The sequence below is a fragment of the Mesorhizobium sp. M1D.F.Ca.ET.231.01.1.1 genome, from assembly GCF_003999155.2.
GTDB lineage: Bacteria > Pseudomonadota > Alphaproteobacteria > Rhizobiales > Rhizobiaceae > Mesorhizobium.
Window position 1 is genome coordinate 451,535 of record NZ_RZOZ02000004.1, and the last position, 16,549, is coordinate 468,083.

18 protein-coding genes are annotated in these 16,549 nt (G+C 65.5%); 8 read left to right on the forward strand and 10 right to left on the reverse strand.

Going from position 1 to position 16,549, the window contains the following annotated elements:
• Positions 1–27: 27 nt before the first annotated feature.
• From EN874_RS14750 to EN874_RS14785, 8 genes are all read left to right on the forward strand, one after another.
• Positions 28–1,809 carry a chloride channel protein gene (locus EN874_RS14750; protein WP_127425379.1) on the forward strand — a complete coding sequence of 594 codons (1,782 nt, stop codon included), beginning with the start codon at positions 28–30 and terminating at the stop codon, positions 1,807–1,809.
• Between the two features lie 168 nt (positions 1,810–1,977).
• On the forward strand, positions 1,978–2,646 hold the full coding sequence (locus EN874_RS14755; RefSeq protein ID WP_127425380.1) for an XRE family transcriptional regulator: 669 nt from the start codon (positions 1,978–1,980) through the stop codon (positions 2,644–2,646).
• A 39-nt stretch (positions 2,647–2,685) separates the two neighbouring features.
• Positions 2,686–3,762, forward strand: coding sequence for an extracellular solute-binding protein (locus EN874_RS14760; RefSeq protein ID WP_127425381.1), 1,077 nt, complete (start codon positions 2,686–2,688; stop codon positions 3,760–3,762).
• Positions 3,763–3,784: 22 nt separating this feature from the next.
• A complete protein-coding gene (locus EN874_RS14765) occupies positions 3,785–4,660 on the forward strand; it encodes an ABC transporter permease (RefSeq protein WP_127425382.1) in 876 nt (291 codons plus the stop codon).
• Positions 4,660–5,457, forward strand: a complete 798-nt coding sequence (locus EN874_RS14770) for an ABC transporter permease (protein WP_127425383.1) — start codon at positions 4,660–4,662, stop codon at positions 5,455–5,457. The genes EN874_RS14765 and EN874_RS14770 overlap by 1 nt, the downstream gene beginning before the upstream one ends.
• Positions 5,454–6,563 carry an ABC transporter ATP-binding protein gene (locus tag EN874_RS14775; RefSeq protein WP_127425384.1) on the forward strand — a complete coding sequence of 370 codons (1,110 nt, stop codon included), beginning with the start codon at positions 5,454–5,456 and terminating at the stop codon, positions 6,561–6,563. The genes EN874_RS14770 and EN874_RS14775 overlap by 4 nt, the downstream gene beginning before the upstream one ends.
• A gap of 33 nt (positions 6,564–6,596) precedes the next feature.
• Entirely contained in the window at positions 6,597–7,982 is a 1,386-nt protein-coding gene (locus EN874_RS14780) for an FAD-binding oxidoreductase (RefSeq protein WP_127425385.1), read from the forward strand.
• A 2-nt stretch (positions 7,983–7,984) separates the two neighbouring features.
• A complete protein-coding gene (locus EN874_RS14785; protein WP_127425386.1) occupies positions 7,985–8,353 on the forward strand; it encodes a cupin domain-containing protein in 369 nt (122 codons plus the stop codon).
• 23 nt (positions 8,354–8,376) lie between these two features.
• Here the strand turns inward: EN874_RS14785 and EN874_RS14790 are convergent, their stop codons facing one another.
• The 10 genes from EN874_RS14790 to EN874_RS14830 all read right to left on the reverse strand — a co-directional run bounded on the left by EN874_RS14790 (position 8,377) and on the right by EN874_RS14830 (position 16,451).
• A complete protein-coding gene (locus tag EN874_RS14790; RefSeq protein WP_127425387.1) occupies positions 8,377–10,020 on the reverse strand; it encodes an MFS transporter in 1,644 nt (547 codons plus the stop codon).
• Between the two features lie 159 nt (positions 10,021–10,179).
• Positions 10,180–10,311 (reverse strand): hypothetical protein, encoded by a 132-nt coding sequence (locus EN874_RS34835; RefSeq protein ID WP_281061444.1) that lies wholly within the window; start codon positions 10,309–10,311, stop codon positions 10,180–10,182.
• Between the two features lie 70 nt (positions 10,312–10,381).
• The gene (fliQ, locus tag EN874_RS14795) at positions 10,382–10,648 is read right to left on the reverse strand and encodes a flagellar biosynthesis protein FliQ (protein WP_027165133.1); all 267 of its coding nucleotides are present in this window, start codon (positions 10,646–10,648) and stop codon (positions 10,382–10,384) included.
• A 23-nt stretch (positions 10,649–10,671) separates the two neighbouring features.
• Positions 10,672–11,079 carry a flagellar hook assembly protein FlgD gene (gene flgD / locus EN874_RS14800; protein WP_127425388.1) on the reverse strand — a complete coding sequence of 136 codons (408 nt, stop codon included), beginning with the start codon at positions 11,077–11,079 and terminating at the stop codon, positions 10,672–10,674.
• 2 nt (positions 11,080–11,081) lie between these two features.
• Positions 11,082–11,519 (reverse strand): flagellar biosynthesis repressor FlbT, encoded by a 438-nt coding sequence (gene flbT / locus EN874_RS14805; RefSeq protein WP_127425389.1) that lies wholly within the window; start codon positions 11,517–11,519, stop codon positions 11,082–11,084.
• On the reverse strand, positions 11,516–11,863 hold the full coding sequence (gene flaF / locus EN874_RS14810; protein WP_126087837.1) for a flagellar biosynthesis regulator FlaF: 348 nt from the start codon (positions 11,861–11,863) through the stop codon (positions 11,516–11,518). Before flaF ends, flbT begins: the two co-directional genes overlap by 4 nt.
• A 31-nt stretch (positions 11,864–11,894) precedes the next feature.
• Positions 11,895–12,944, reverse strand: a complete 1,050-nt coding sequence (locus tag EN874_RS14815) for a flagellar hook-associated family protein (protein WP_127425390.1) — start codon at positions 12,942–12,944, stop codon at positions 11,895–11,897.
• A 3-nt stretch (positions 12,945–12,947) separates the two neighbouring features.
• The gene (gene flgK / locus EN874_RS14820; RefSeq protein WP_127425391.1) at positions 12,948–14,402 is read right to left on the reverse strand and encodes a flagellar hook-associated protein FlgK; all 1,455 of its coding nucleotides are present in this window, start codon (positions 14,400–14,402) and stop codon (positions 12,948–12,950) included.
• Positions 14,403–14,434: 32 nt separating this feature from the next.
• On the reverse strand, positions 14,435–15,691 hold the full coding sequence (locus EN874_RS14825) for a flagellar hook protein FlgE (RefSeq protein WP_127425392.1): 1,257 nt from the start codon (positions 15,689–15,691) through the stop codon (positions 14,435–14,437).
• Between the two features lie 91 nt (positions 15,692–15,782).
• A complete protein-coding gene (locus EN874_RS14830; protein ID WP_127425393.1) occupies positions 15,783–16,451 on the reverse strand; it encodes a response regulator transcription factor in 669 nt (222 codons plus the stop codon).
• Positions 16,452–16,549: the final 98 nt, after the last annotated feature.

Below are 16,549 nucleotides of genomic sequence, written 5' to 3' on the forward strand. Positions count from 1 at the left end.
TCCTCCGCATACCGGCGAGCCGCACCGTTGCCTGCCAGAAACGAACCGCAAGTCTACGCCCGCCGGCTTCGGGCGGTGCTGATCAATTCGATCCCCGTGCTCGAGGCGCGCGGCATCGTCATCGTGCTGATGGCGGGTGTGGTCGGCATGATCGCCGGCGCGCTGGTCACCGGCATGAGCGGGTTTGTGCAAGGCATGCACTTCCTGCTCTTCGACGTGCAGCCGGGCGGGCGACTTTCGGCGATGTTTTCGCTGGCCAATCCGGTGCAGGCGATGTTTCCGGCCATCGGCGGCCTGCTGCTCGGCCTTTCGGTGATCTGGCTGAGAAAGCGGAAGTTCCGAACGCCGGTCGACCCGATCGAGGCCAATGCGCTCTACGGTGGGCGCATGTCGCTTACCGATACGTTCATCATCGTCGGCCAGACCATGATCTCCAGCGGCTTCGGTGCCTCGGTCGGGCTGGAAGCCGGCTACACGCAGATCGGTTCCGGCATCGCCTCGCGACTGGCCCGCGCCTTCCGGCTGCGCCGCAACGACGTCCGCATCCTGGTCGGCTGCGGTGCCGCCGGCGCCATCGCGGCCGCCTTCGACGCGCCGCTGACGGGCGCCTTCTACGGCTTCGAGCTGGTCATCGGCATCTACTCGGTGGCCAATGTCGCGCCGGTGATGGCGGCGGCGATCGCGGCCTCGCTGACTGCGGAAGTGTTCGGCGGCGTGCCGTTTCCGCTGGAACTTTCCGGCCTGCCGACGCTGACCGCAAGCGAGTACGTGCCGTTCCTGCTGCTGGGACTCCTCGGCGGGGCGGCGTCGATTGCGATCATGCATCTGGTGAGCATTATCGAGCGCGTCTTCGTGCGGCTGGCGATCGACGCTTCGGTCAGGCCCTTCATCGGCGGCATCGTTGTCGGGCTGCTGGGGCTGGTCACGCCGCAGGTGCTCTCCAGCGGGCATGGAGCATTGCACCGCGAGTTCGCGATGAACTACGGGCTTCCTGTCGTGGCCAGCGTCTTCGTGCTGAAGCTCGCCGCCTCGGCGATCTCGCTCGGGTCCGGTTTCCGCGGCGGCCTGTTCTTTGCCTCGCTGTTCCTGGGCGCGCTGCTCGGCAAGGTCTTTGCCGGCGTCATGGCGCTGACCGCGCCATCGACAGGCGTCGATCCGGCGGTCGCCGCCGTCGTCGGCATGAGCTCGCTTGCTGTCGGTGTCGTCGGCGGTCCGCTGACGATGACTTTTCTGGCGCTGGAATCCACCCGCGACCTGACGCTCACCGGCGTGGTGCTGGCGGCATCGATCATGTCGGCGATCCTGGTGCGCGAGACCTTCGGCTACTCCTTCTCGACCTGGCGCTTCCATCTGCGCGGCGAGACAATCCGCAGCGCCCACGATGTCGGCTGGATGCGCAGCCTGAATGTCGGCTCGATGATGCGCAAGGACGTCCGCACCATTGACGCCTCGATCACGCTGGCCGAATTCCGCAAGGAGGTCCCGCTCGGGTCCGCGCAGCGCGTCATCGCCGTCGAGCAGGGCCAGCATTATGTCGGCGTGCTGCTCGTTGCCGAGCTGCACAGCGACCTCTCCGACGGCGAGACCCCGGTGCAAGCGCTCGCCCTGTTCAAGGATGCGGTGCTGGTTCCGTCGATGAACGTCCAAACCGCCGCCGAGACTTTCCAGCGCGCTGGCGCTGAAGAGCTGGCGGTCGTGGAGGATTTCGACGATCGCATTGTCCTCGGCCTGCTAACCGAAAGCCACCTGATGCGGCGTTATGCCGAGGAGCTCGACAAAGCGCGGCGGGATCTCTCCGGCGAGGGGTAGCGGGACTTTCTCCCCGCGTACCTTGTCGATCCGCCGCCGCGCCTTTCTCCTGCAGACATACCCTCCAGCTTGCAAGCCTGGCCCAAATGCTGGAGAGGGCCTGGCGCCACGCGATGCTTGTCATTCGTACAGTGGCACTGTACAAAGTGTTAAGTGGAGGAAAACGGAATGCCCAAGGCTTCCGACAACGGTGAGGCTCAGGCGGCGAACGGCGCCAGCTCGGCCGCGGCCAATGCGCAACAGGTACTGGGCGCGCGTCTCAAGAGCCTTCGTCTCGCGCGCAGGCTATCCTTGCGCGACCTCGCCGAGGCGACCGGCACGAGCGCCAGCTTCATCAGCCAGCTCGAGCGCGGCCTGACCGGCGCCAGTACCGCTTCGCTCAACCAGATGGCCTCGGCACTCGGGGTCAGCGTCGCGCTGTTGTTCGCGGAGAGCGCGGCTCAAAATCATCACGGCGCGCTCCGGCGCAGCGAGCGGCCAAGCCTTCCGCCCAGCGACGGTTGCCGCAAGATGCTGCTGTCGCGCCCGCCGTTGAGCGACATGGAAGTCTATGTCGGCGAGTTCGATATCGGCGGCTCGACCGGCACCGCACTCTACACGCATGGCGACGCGCACGAGATGCTCGTCGTCCTTCGCGGCATCGTCGAGGTCTCGCTCGGCGACGCACGCCATGTCCTCGAAGAGGGCGACAGCATCGAATACGCGACATCGACACCGCATCGCAGCGAGAACATCGGCAGCGGCCGGGCCGAGGTGATGTGGATCATCGCGCCGCCGACCTCGGCGCGCGCCGAGCTCGATCAATACAAGGCCTGGAAACCGCTCGCGGCCAGGTAGTGCGATTCAAACGCGGGCCTCAATGGGAGAGTTCAAGTTATGCTGAAGTCGAAATTCGCAGGTCTTGGCACCGCTCTGGCGCTCAGTGTTCTGACAACCGCCGCCTTCGCGCAGGACAAGCCTGTCGCGGGTGAGGTGAAGGAAGGCTCGCTCAAGGGCAAGACCCTGACCTTCGTCTCCTATGGCGGCATCTACCAGGACGGCCAGGCGGCGGCGCTGAAGGAGTTCGTCGACAAGTCCGGCGTCAAGCTGCTCAATGACGGCCCGACCGAGATCGCCAAGCTGCAGGCCCAGGTCGAATCCGGCAACGTCACCTGGGACGTGGTCGATACTGGCGATCTGCCGCCTTACGTCCATTGCGGCAAGCTGTTCCAGAAGCTCGATCTTTCGAAGCTCGATGTCTCGAAAATTCCCGAGGGCCAGGTCGGCGAGTGCTCGGTGCCGGCGATGAACTACGGCGTCGTGCTGATGTACAACAAGGAGAAGTACAAGGATAACCCGCCCAAGAGCTGGGCCGACTTCTTCGACACCGAAAAGTTCCCGGGCGTGCGCGGCCTCGACGGTTCCGGCGATCCGACCGGCGGCCTGCTCGAGCAGGCCCTGAAAGTGGCGGGCGGCGATCCGAAGGCGATGACGGCCGGCGATATCGACAAGGCCATGGACGTGATCCGCAAGCTCGGCCCCGACACGATCTATTGGAAGACCGGTGCTGAATCGCAGCAGCTCGCCGAGTCCGGCGAAGCTGACATGCTGATGATGTGGACCGGCCGCGCCATGACGGCGGTCAAGAACGGCGCAAAGTATGCACCCGCCTGGCAGGACTGGCTGGTGGTGATGGACCAGATGACAATCCCCGTCGGAGTCAAGGACACGGATGCCGCCTATGCGCTGCTCAACGCCTATCTCGGCAAGCAGTCGCAGGAGATCCTGGCGCAGCAGACCTCTTACACGCCGATCAACAACGATGCGCAGCCCAAGGTCGACGCCTCCGTCGCGGCCTTCCTGACCAACACGCCCGAGCGCCAGAAGCAGGGCTACAAGCAGAACATCAAGTTCTGGGTCGAGAACTTCCCGCTGGCGCAGGAGAAGTGGTCCGCGCTGATGGCCGGCAACTGACGGGCTGAGGGAGGCAAAGCCGGTGAGCGCGCTCGAGCCGACGACCACCCAACCCGCCGCCGAAGGGCGGCCGGGACTGGGATGGCGGCCGTTCGCGCTCACGCTGCCTGCGCTCGTCCTGTTGGCGGCGGTGATCGGCTATCCGCTGCTCACCATCATGCTGCGCAGCCTGTCGGAACCTGAATGGGGCGTGCAGAACTATGCCTGGTTCTTCGGTACCCCGGTCAATCTCGCGGTGCTGCAGCGCACCTTCATCATCTCGGCATGGGTTACGCTGGTCTGCGTTATCTGCGCTTATCCCTACGCCTACCTCATGACCGCGGTCGGACCGCGCGTCAGGCTTGTGCTGGTGCTTTGCGTGCTGATCCCGTTCTGGGTGAGCGGCGTGGTCCGTACCCTGTCCTGGGTGATCCTGCTGCAGGATTCCGGCGTCATCAATTCGCTGCTGCGGTCGGCCGGCTTTTCTGGCATCCGGCTGATCCGCACCCAGACGGGCGTGGTGATCGGCATGGCGCAGGTGCTTCTGCCGTTCATGATCCTGCCGCTCTATTCGGTGATGAAGGGGATCGACCTGAGGCTGATGCAGGCGGCGCGCAGCCTCGGCGCCCGGCCGTCCCGCGCCTTCTTCACCGTCTACCTGCCGCTGTCGCTGCCGGGCGTCTATGCCGGCGCGATCATCGTCTTCATCCTGGCGCTCGGCTTCTACATCACGCCGGCGCTGCTCGGCGGGCCGCGCTCGACCATGCTGTCGACCTTGGTGCAGACGCAGGTGCTCAGCCTGCTGCAATGGGGACGCGGCGGCGCCATGGGCGTGGTGCTGCTGGTCGCGACCTTCCTGCTCTTGGCGCTTGCAGCGCCGGTGATGCGCTCAAGGCACCGGGAGGCGGGGCGACGCTGATGGAGATGAAGCCGCTCACCCGCGTTGTCCTCGGCCTCGTCTGCCTGCTGGTGGCGATTTGGCTGGTGGCGCCGACGCTCGTCGTCGTGCCGATGTCCTTCAACGCCAACAAATCGCTCGCCTTTCCGCCACAAGGCTTTTCCTGGCAGTGGTACCAGAATTTCGCCACCAATCCGGAATGGTCGACCAGCTTTCTCAACTCGCTGAAGGTCGCTTCGATCGTGGCGGTGCTGGCGACGGTGCTCGGCACACTCGCCGCCTTCGGGCTCGACCGCATGAAGGCGCGGCCGGCCAATGTGTTGCGGATGCTGATGCTGACGCCGATGGTGGTGCCGGGCGTGGTTTTGGCCATCGGCATCTATGCCGTCTATCTCGACGCCCAGCTCGTGGGAACGCTTGCTGGCTTCGTGCTGGCCCACACCATCCTGGCGCTGCCCTTCGTGCTGATCGCCGTCTCGGCCAATCTCGAAGTCTTTGACAAGCGCCTGGAGACGGCGGCGGCCAGCCTCGGCGCCGGCGCGCTCACCGCGTTCCGGACCGTCACGCTGCCGCTGATCCTGCCCGGCATCCTGTCGGGCCTGCTCTTCGCCTTCGCGACGTCATTCGACGAGATCATCGTCTCGCTATTCATCACCAACCCCTATCTCAAGACGCTGCCGGTGCAGATCTTTTCCTCGATCACGCGCGATGCCGACCCGACGGTCGCGGCCGTCGGCACGATCCTGTTGTGCGCCACCACGATCCTGATCGGCGGCGGCATGCTTCTCCTTGGCCGCGAGCGGAAGGGACGCTTATGAACCCGAGACCGGACAATCGCGGCGCGGCGATCGACCTCGAATCCGTCACCAAAGCCTATGGCGCATTCAAGGCGCTGGACGGCGTGTCGCTCAGGATCGAGCCCGGCGAGTTCATGACGCTGCTTGGGTCGAGCGGCTCGGGCAAGACGACGACGCTCAATGTGATCGCCGGCTTCACGGATGTGTCGAGCGGCAAGCTGCTGGTCGGCGGCAACAGTGTCGTCGGCGTGCCGGCGCACAAGCGCAATATCGGCGTCGTCTTCCAACACTATGCGCTGTTCCCGCATATGACCGTCGGCCGCAACGTCGCCTATCCGTTGACGCTGCGCGGCATAGGGCAGGACGAGCGAAAGGCGCGCGTGGCCAAGGCACTCGACATGGTCAAGATGGGCGATTTCGCGCATCGCTATCCGAGCGAATTGTCGGGCGGCCAGCAGCAGCGCGTGGCGCTGGCGCGTGCCATCGTGTTCGATCCGCCGCTGCTCTTGATGGACGAGCCGCTCGGCGCGCTCGACAAGAAGCTGCGCGAGTGGCTGCAGCTCGAGATCAAGCGCATCCACCGCGAGCTCGGCACCACTTTTGTCTATGTCACGCACGACCAAGAAGAGGCCCTAGTGCTGTCGGACCGGATCGCCGTGTTCAATCGCGGGCGAATCGAGCAGGTCGGCACCGGCAGGCAGCTGTATGACGAACCGGCGACGTTGTTCGTCGGCCGCTTCATCGGCGACTCCACCGTGCTGCGCGGCGAGGCGAGAAGTGACGGCACCAGCACGGCGCTCAGCATCGCCGGCGAGACGGTCACCACGCCGCGCCGGCTCGCGGGTGAGGCCGGCCCGGTGATGCTGCTGCGGCCGGAAAAGCTTGCCATTCGAAAGCCAGGCGAGCCCGTCGGCAAGAACCGCCTGTCGGGAACGATCGCCGAGGCGATCTATCTCGGCTCCGGATCGAAATATGAAGTGAAGCTGGGCGACGGTTCGATGGCGATCGTGCGCTCGCCGCTGACCGGCGAGAGCTTCGGCCTCGGCGAAAAGGTGGAGCTCTGTTTCGACGGAGCCGACGCCAAGCTTCTGGCTGACGACAGCACGGCCGAGACGATGCTCACCTGATCCCTCAATCCTGGCCTCTTCCGGAATCATCCCATGCAAGTCAAGCGCAACGGCGACATCTCGTTCTGGTATGCGGATCTGGGCGCGGTTCCGGCGCCGCGCCCACCCCTGCCCGGCGACATCGAAGTGGATGTCGCGATCGTTGGCGCCGGCTACACGGGGCTTTGGACCGCCTACTATCTGAAGAAGGCGAAACCCTCGCTCCGCATCGCGCTCATCGAACGCGAGTTCGCCGGCTTCGGCGCCTCGGGCCGCAATGGCGGCTGGCTGTCGGGCGGCTTCGGCTGGTCGCGCGAGAAGTATCTTAAGACCTCGACCCGGCAGGGCGTGACCGCCATGCAGAAGGCGATGGCCGGCTGCGTGGACGAGGTGATCCGGGTGGCGACGGCGGAAGGCATCGACGCCGATATCCGCCGCGTCGACAATTTGTCGGTGGCCACCAATCCGGCGCAGCTCGAACGCGTGCGCGAAGAATGCGAGACCATCCGCTCCTGGGATGCCGAACCCGGCCGCGTGGAACTGCTGGACGCAGCCGCGACGCGCGCCCGCATCAACATCAAGGATGTCATGGGCAGCTTCGTCGTTCATGGCCAGGCGCGGGTGCAGCCTGCCAAGCTGGTGCGCGGACTGGCCGCCGCGGTCGAGCGGCTCGGCGTGCCAATCTACGAGAAGACCACGGTGACTTCCATTGCCAAGGGCGTCGTGACCACCGACCGTGGCACGGTGAGGGCCGAAACCATCATCCGCGCCACCGAAGGGTTTACCGCCGGCATTCCCGGTGAAGAACGGACCTGGCTGGCGCTCAACAGCGCGCAGATCGTCACCGAACCGCTGTCCGAAAAACTCTGGCGCGAAATCGGCTGGGAAGGGCATGAACTGCTCGGCAATGCCGCGCATGCCTATTGCTATGCGCAGCGCACGCGCGAAGGGCGCATCACCATGGGCGGACGCGGCGTTCCCTACCGCTACGGCTCGCGCACCGACGTCAACGGCCGGACGCAGCAGGCGACGATCGACCAGCTGCACACGATCCTGACGATGCTTTTGCCGCAGACGGCGGGGTGCCGCATCGACCATGCCTGGTGCGGCGTACTCGGCGTGCCCCGCGACTGGTGCACGACGGTCGGCCTTGACCCCAGGACCCGCATCGGCTGGGCCGGCGGCTATGTCGGGCTCGGCGTCTCGAGCTCCAACCTTTCGGGCCGCACGCTTGCCGACCTGATCCTCGGCAACGAGACGGATCTTACGCGACTGCCCTGGGTCAACCGCAAGGTCCGGCCCTGGGAGCCGGAACCCTTCCGCTGGCTCGGCGTCCACTCGATGTACCAGCTCTACCGCATCGCCGACCAGCGCGAGGCGGCGGGGCTCGCGCACACCTCGAAGCTTGCCGCCTTGGCCGACAGCATTACCGGCCACTGACTATGGAGCCCGACTTGATCGACCTTTCGACTTTCCACGACCTCGCCAAGGCCGATATCGGCGCGTTCTCGCCCAAACCGACCTCCGTCGAAGGAGACCAGGTCGAGGCGGCGCGCTCGCTGTTCCAGTCGCCGGACGGCACGATCGATCTCGGCATCTGGGAATGCACGCCCGGCCGCTTCACCGCCGACCGTTCAGGCTCGTCGGAAATCTGTCACATCATTTCCGGCCGCGCCGAAGTGAGCCGCGCCGACGGCGAGATGCGCGAGCTCGGCCCGGGCGACCTTCTCGTCCTGCCACGGGGATGGAAGGGCGAATGGCTGATCCGCGAGACGACGCGCAAGCTTTATATGATCCAGAGCGCCGGCTGATCTTCCGAGCCAAAGACCCCGGGTCAGTGATCGATCGGCCCTTTGGGTGAGACAAGCGTCGTTCCGGCGGTCGTCGGGCGCTCGATCATGCGGCGCACGCGCGGCGGATTCTCGCCGCTGTGCAGCGCGCGGATGCGTTCGCCGACCACGGCGTCGGCATGGGTGGCGCGCCTGTTGTGGCGGATGTACTCGACCCAGGTCGGCGTGTGGTAGTGCTCGATCCAGATGCCGGGATTTTCGAGGTCGCGCGCGAGCGTCCAGTTGCGGGCGCCGTCGCGGCGGCGGATGCGGCCGCGTTCGGCCATGGTGGCGAGGAATTCCGCCTCGTCCTCCTCGCGGATGACGTATTCGATCATAATGGCGATCGGGCCGCTGCGCGGCTTGAGGTCAAGCGCCAGCATCGGCTCCTTGAACCGGTTGAGCGGATCGAGGTTGAGCGTCGTCTGTTGCGGCAGCGGCAGGAAGAAGCCGATGGCGCCGCCCGCCAGCATGGCGACGGCGGCCGCCGTCAACGCCGTCTCCGCGCCATGGGCGTCGGCGACGACACCCCAGATCCAACTGCCCAGCGCAATGCCGCCGAAGGTCGCCGTCTGGTAGATCGAGAGCACGCGGCCGACCACCCAGCGTGGCGTCGACATTTGCACCGTGACGTTGAAGTGGGAGAGCGCGATGACCCAACAGGCGCCGCCGATGAGCAGGCCCGCCGATGTCTGCCAGGCACTGTGGCTGACGGCGGCATTGAAGGCGCAAAGCGCAAAGCCCGCGAAGGCGGCGCGAACCATCGTTTCGCTGGAGAGCAATTGCCTCAGCCGCACGCTGATCAGCGCGCCGCCGACCGCGCCGATGCCGAAGGCGCCGAGCATGATGCCGTAGGTCAGCGCGTCGCCTTTGACGACGTCGCGCGCCACCAGCGGCAGCAGCGCCAGCACGGCGCCGGCGCTGAAGCCGAAAGCCGAGCCTCTCGCCAGCACCTTACCGATGTTCGGCGACATGGCGACGTAGCGCAAGCCGGCGCCCATCGCCGCGCCCAGCGACTCGCGCGGCAGGGTCTGCACCGGCACATCCGGCTTCCAGCGGGCGAGCACGACGATCAGGCCGATATAGCTGACGGCGTTGGCGGCGAAGGCCGCCGCCGCGCCCGCGGCGGCAACGATCACGCCGCCGATCGCCGGGCCGACGCTGCGCGTGATGTTGAAGCCCATCGAGTTGAGCGCGACCGCCGCCGGCACCTTGGCGCGCGGCACCATGTCGCCGACGGAAGCTTGCCATGACGGGCTGTTCAGCGCCGTGCCGCTGTCGATCAGGAAGGTGAAGGCAAGCAGCGTCCACGGCGTCATCCAGCCGAACCATGTGAACAGGGTGAGCAGCGCCGAGACGACCAGCATGAAGGTCTGCGCCACCAGCATGACCTTGCGGCGGTTGAAGCTGTCGGCGATGGCGCCGGCAATGAGCGCGAACAGCATGATCGGCAAGGTGGTCGAGGCCTGGACCAGCGCCACCTGGTAGGACGACGTGGCGATGGTCGTCATCATCCAGGCGGCGCCGACGCCCTGAATCAGGCCGCCGAAATTCGACACCAGGCTGGCCGACCAGACGGCGCGGAAGATGCCGTGCCGAAACGGCGCCAGCGCCGAGACCCGCTCGCTTTCCGGCTCGTCGTCGATCATGGTCGCTGTCCCGCCTTCATTCAGTCTTGCGTTCGCCCCGCGCCAGGGTCGCGCCGGCGCACCCTCAAAGGATCGCGGTCCAACAACAGGAAGGCAAAGGCGAAAATGCGTCGGCGAAGCTTTAGGCCAAGCATCTTGCCGGTGTGGACCAAATCTTCGTTACTTCGCGCCTCTGATCTCGGCGTGCAGCGCCTCGGCGAGGTTCCCTGTCGTCTCGCCACCCATATAGAGCCTCAACAGCATCTCCATGCCGACAAGGCGCAATCTCGACGGCTCCACGCCCTGCGCCATGTCGATAAGGTCGTCAGACGAGCAACGGAACCGCTGCATCCAAGCGGCAGGGGCGCCCGCGGCCGAGGGATCAGAAGCCGTGCTCGATGCGCTCGAAGATGACGTTGGTGAAGGCCGAGATCTGGCTGCCGATGAACGGGCCGGTCAGCGCCACCACCAGCATGATGGCGACGATCTTGGGCACGAAGGTGAGCGTAATTTCCTGGATCTGGGTCAGCGCCTGGATGAGCGCGATGCCGATGCCGACGGCCATCGCCACCAGCACGACCGGCGCGGAGGCGGTGAGCACCGTCCACACCGCGTATTGGACGATATCGAGGGCGTCGGCCTCGTTCATGGGCGGATCGCTTGCGAACCCGGCTAGGCGGCCGGCTTGATCGAGACGCCCGCGCCGACGGGGACCTCGGTGCCGTCCTTGAGCACTGCAATCAGGCCGCTGCTGGCGAGCTTCACGGAAGCCACGATCCCCGTGGTCTTGCCGTCGGCCGAGGTGATCGAACGGCCGATCAGCGCATCGGCCTGCGACAGCGCGGAGGACTGCATGATCTGGTCGAGCTTGGTGTTGGACTGGACCGACTGCTCGACCTGCGAGAAGGTCGCGAGCTGCGCGACATATTGCGTCGAATCCATCGGCTTGGTCGGATCCTGGTTCTTCATCTCGGCGATCAGAAGTTTCAGGAACGACTGGTAGTCGACCGCCGTCTTCGAGGTCTGCTGGCTGGCCTGGTTGGCGCCAACAGGGATCGTCGTTGTCATGTCCACGGTCATCTTTATGCTCCCATAGCCAGCGCGGGCGGCGCTTCCGGAATGTCGTCATTGCCGCCCAGCGCCTGGCGCTCGAGCGGGTAGAGCGCGCGGATCGCCTTCAGCGCCTCGTAGATGTGATCCTCGCCGACCATGCGGTCGATCTGCTTCAGCGCGCTGCAGATCTGCTGGTTGTCGAAGCTGGCAATCAGCATCGGCAGCGAGCGGCGGAACATGTCGCGCGCCTCGGAGGCGCCCGACGGGTTCACCAGCATGATCTGCACGATGAAGTAGAGCTGCCTGAGGGGCGTCGAGGCCTGCTCGGCCTGGATGACGTGGCTCTCGAGCAGGAACTGGACGTCGTTCATCAGTTCGATGCTGACCTTGCGGTCGACGCGGATGACGGCGCCGTTGATATAGATCTTCTCATTAGGCTTCAGCGAGATCTTCAGCGTGTTGGTCATTGGATGCCATCTCGGATGATCTGGGAGACCTCGATCAATCCTTCGAAATTGTTGGTGCGGCCCTGCCGGATGTCCTCCGTTTCGCGCAGCAGCCACAGGCCGATCGAGATCAGGTTGGCGCGCAGCTCCTTGGGCAGCGCATTGTCGCTGGAGCCGAGATCCTCGACGAAGGTGGTCCAGATGCGGCTGGTGAAGTGCAGCGCCTCGACCGCCTCCATCGACTCCGGCCCGACGGCGGCTGCCGCGGACAACATGTCGATCGAGCGGGTCAGCAACTGCCGCTCCCGGTCCTTGGCGTCGGCAACGGAGTCGGTCTGGATGTCGGCGTAGGAGAATTGATACATCGTCGGAGCTCTGGCGTTCCGGTTTATGTGTTCAGGTGAGATAGTTCAGCAGGCTGAGCTGCTGTAGTCGCGCGGTCAAGGCGAAGGACGTTTCGATATGCTGCGTCAGGTCGGCGACGCGGGTGGCGGCCTCCGAGGGGTCGACGCCCTCGAGGTCGATGATATGCTTCTCGAACAGATCGACCTGGGTCTTCATCCGATCGCTGGCGTCGGACACGCGCTTCTGGGCGAGGCCGGCCTCGGATTGCACCTGGACGATGCCGCCGATGGCCTCGCCGACCAGCTTTTGCGCGCGGCTGACGATCGTGTTCTGCCCCTGCTGGCTGATGTTGCCGGCGAAGAGGGTGCTGACCATGGCGGCCGCCATGGCGAGCTTGCGGATGCCCTGCTCGTTGGCGCTGACAGAGGTCTGCGTGGTCTCGCTCAGTGAGATACGGCTGGTGATCTGCTCGTCGGTGGCGCTTGACCAGTTGGTCTGCCAGCCTGAGCCCAGGAATTGCGGCTCGACAGCGGTGGTGATGAAGCCGTCCATCTGGGCGGCGGTGATGTTGGCGGCCGCCGGGTCGCTCTGGGTGAAGCCGAAATAGCTGGTGAAGGCGGCGTCGAACGCGGCCTTGGCGGGGGAGCCGGCAGCGCTGAAATCATCGATCGGCTTGACGTCGGTGTTGGTGCCGGCAAACAGATATTCGCCGTTGACGCTGGTGTTCAGGATACCCGTCATCTGCTGCAGCGCCGTGGCGCCGGCGGTTTGGGTGATGCTGGTCGAGGAGTCGCCCGACACGGCGCTGGTCAGCGCCGTCAGGAGATCCTGCGCGACATCGGAGAGCTGGCCCAGTGAATCCTGCGTCGATGTCAGGCGCGCGGCGACCAGCGAGTTCGAATCGACAATACCGTTCAGCCGGTCGAGATCGCGCTGGAAGGTGACGGCCTGCGTCGTGCGGCCGCCTAGCGCCAGGCCGACATCCGCCACCTTGCCGGTCTGGGATTCCTTCGTCGCCTTGACGAGGTCGGCCTGCATGCGCATCTGCTGGTAGCGGAGCGCGTTGGAGATGGCGGCTGAGGAGACGGCTGTCGCTTTCATGGCTTATCCCACCGCGCTCAACAAGGCGTCCAGCATGTCGTCGACGGTCTTCATCATGCGCGCGGACGCCTGATAGGTGTGCTCGAGGTCGAGCAGCAGGGACATTTCCTGGTCGACATTGACGCCGGTATCGTTCGACAGCGCTTCGGCGGTGCGCGTGGCCAGCGCCTCCTTGGTGTCGGCGTTGGTCGATGCCTGCTGGCGCACGCCCTCGAACCAGCCGATGGCGTTGGCCGCGTAGTCCGCGACGCCGGAGTTGACCGCGAGGCCGGCGGACGTATCGAAGGCCATCGGCTGATCCAGCCTGTTGCCGTAGGCGATCAGCAGATCCGAGTAGGAGGCGCCGCCGCTGGCGTTGGAGATATAGGCCGCGCCGTTGGCGCCGCCGTCACGGAGCAGCGCCGGGCTGCCGCCGGCGCCCGGATCGAATGCTGCGTTGACGCTGATCGAGCCGGCGAGGCCGTTGACCAGGGTGCCGGCAGCCGGAATAGCCGGCGCGCCGGACCAGGTGAACAGGCCCGCCCTGTCGGGCTGCGAAGGCGCTGTCTCGGCGAATGCCGTGACAAGGCCGCGGGCGATCTCGTCGAGCTGGCTCTGCATGGTCGCGGCGACGTCGTCGCGCAGCTTCAGCATGCCGGCAAGCTTGCCGTCGGCGCTGGTGTTGCCGCCGGTGCCTGCCGAAAGCGGCACATTGTCGATGTAGATCGTGTTGCCGGGCGTGCCGGCGGTGTAGCCGGCCGAGGGCGTGAAGGTCACCGAGCGCGGCACCGTCTCGAACAGCGTCGTGCCGTCCTTGGTGGTGATGACCATGTCGTTGTCGCCGCGCGTGAAGGTCGAGACCGGGACATATTCGGCGATCTTCTTCAGAAGCGCGTCGCGCTGGTCGAGCGCGTCGGACACATCGGTGCCGGAGCGCGTGCCGGCGATGACGGCCTTGTTGGCGTCCTGGAACTGGCTGAGCAGCGAGTTGAGGTCGTCGACCGCGGTGGCGATCTGGCCGTCGGTCTGGGTACGGAAATCCTGGATCGCCCTGGTGCCGTCGTTCAGCGAGCTCACCACCTGCTTGGCCGCGTCGATGACGCTGGCGCCGAGATTCTGGTTCGACGGCGTGGTGGCGTAGAGCTGCAGCGCCTGCTGCAGATTGGCGATCGCGGTCGACGGAGACGACGCATTGTCGACCCCGTTGACCGAGAGGTCGAGCTGATCCATGCCGCTGTAAAGCGCGCTCTGGCCGCTCCATGCCGACAGCGCCGAAAGGTTCTGCCGGAACAGAAGCTCGTTGGCGGCGCGCTGGATCTCCACCGATCGCGCGCCGGGCGCCGTGCTGGTGACGACGGCGATGCGGCGGGCATAGTCCGGGCTGGACGCGTCGGCCACATTGCGCGACACCACGCTGGTTTGCTTGGATGTGGCCAGGAGCGCCGATTGGGCGATGCTTAATGCGGTGGAAAGCGACATGCGGGTCTTTCACGGGCTGGCGCCCGATGGGGTTATCTCTTCAGGTTGACCAGGACATCCATCAGGTCGGAACCGGTCTGGAAGACTTTCGAATTGGCGGTGTAGCTGCGCTGCGCCGCAATCATGTTGGTCAGTTCCTCGGCGATATCGACGTTGGAATTTTCGAGCGCGCCCGAGACGACCGAGCCAAGCTTTCCTTCGTTGGCAAAGCCGATGCGAACGGCGCCGGAGTCCGCGCTCTGCACATAGACGTTGCCCGGCATGGCGGTGAGGTTGTCGGGGCTCTGAACATCGGCCAGCGGGATCTTGTAGAGCGGCTTGGTGGAGCCGTCCTCGTACTGGGCGTAGATGACGCCGTCCTGGCTGATCTGGATCTTTTCGATCGTGCTCGGCGCATTGCCGTTGACCTTGGCGTCGGAGACCGTGAAGCCGGTTCCGAGCTGAGTCAGCTTGGAGAGATCGAGGTTGAGGGTCGAGCCGTTCGGCACCGTGAAGGAGATGCCGGTGGTCGCGCCGGTGAGCTTGCCGGTGGTGGTGTCGAAGGTGAGATTGGCCGTGCCCAGCGCGCCGCCCGTATAGGGGAAGGAGGTGCCGGGGGTCGCTTTCGACTGGTCGAAGACCGAGACCTGCCACGTGCCGGAGCCGGTGTTGGTGAAATAGACGTCGAGCAGCACCTTGTTGCCGAGATTGTCATAGGCGACCAGCGAGGACTTCGAGGTGTATTCGGCGGTCGCGCTGTTCGTGGAAGGCAGGCTGCCGGCTGCGACCGGGGTTGCGCCCGCCGGCAGGTTGCTGGTGAAATTGCCCTCGGTGCTCGGCGTCGCCGTCATCTCCTGGTCGGAGATCTGCACCGGCACCAGGCCTTCGAAGCCGTTGGCGGTGGCGGCCGGATCGCCGTTGGCGTAGCTGTAGGCCATGAGCTGATAGCCGGCGGCATTGACCAGGCGCCCCTGCGCGTCCGGAACGAAAGCGCCGGCGCGGGTGAGATAGGGCGTGCCGCTCGGGTCCTGCACGACGAAGAAGCCGTCGCCGTTGACGGCGAGGTCCGACACCGACGTGGTGTATTGCAGGACGCCTTGCGAGCTGATGGCCGAGCGGATCGTCGTCGTGACGCCGCCCGAATTATAGGCGCCGCCGGTGGTCGGCATGATGAGCGTCGAGAATTCGGCGGAGGAGCGCTTGTAGCCGGTGGTGTCGGAATTCGCGATGTTGTCGGCCACCGTGGACAAGCGGTTGGCCTGCGCGTTCATACCGGAGACGCCGGTCCGCATCATTCCGTAGAGGCTCATCGATACATCTCCTCGGTGCCCTTCTGAGAGGCCACAAAACTAAGCCTCGTGTCTTGCGCGAGGCTGGCGCGGGCTTTGCCGGCAGGAGCCATCAGAACACCAGCCGGTAGCCGAGGAACCTCTTGGAATCGATTGGATCGTGACCGAGCTTCTCGCGCAGTTTCTTGCGCAGCTTCGAGATGTGGCTCTCCACCACGTTCTCCTCGACCTCTTCGTCGAAGATGCCGTAGATGGCGTTGAACACCTGCGTCTTGGTCACACGCCGGCCGCGATTGCTGGCCAGATATTCCAGGATGCGCCGCTCGCGGCGCGGCAGCGGCAGCGGCTCGCCGTTTATCTCCGGATCGCGACCGTCCATGAAGATGCGCATCGAGCCGACTTCGGTATAGGCGGCCTCTTCGTGGGCGCGGCGGCGGATGGCGGTTATGCGGGCGAGAATCTCGCGGATGTGCACGGGCTTGCGGACGACGTCGTCGACGCCGCTTTCGAAAAGCCGCAGCGTGTGTTCCAGCGAGTGCTGTTCGCTGAGCGCGATCACCGGCGCGCCGGTGCGATCGCGGATCTGGCGCGGCGAGATGGCGCCCTCGCGGCAGTCGCCGATGAGGAAGGCCCTGACCGATCTGAGGTCGGTGTCGGCGGCGGAGCTCACCCACTCGCCGAACTCGCCCGGCGCGAAGCCCGCGGTGGCGACTCCCTCGCGATCGAAAAGTGAGCTATAGCCCTCAGTTACGAGCTCTCGCTCATCAACGATCACGATCATCGGCCCGCCCTCCGAATCATCTCATTTGCCCCGTGCGGAAAGCGGTACCCGGTGCGGTGAATCCTGAAAAACCGTCATTTCTTGTAGCTATTTTCTTG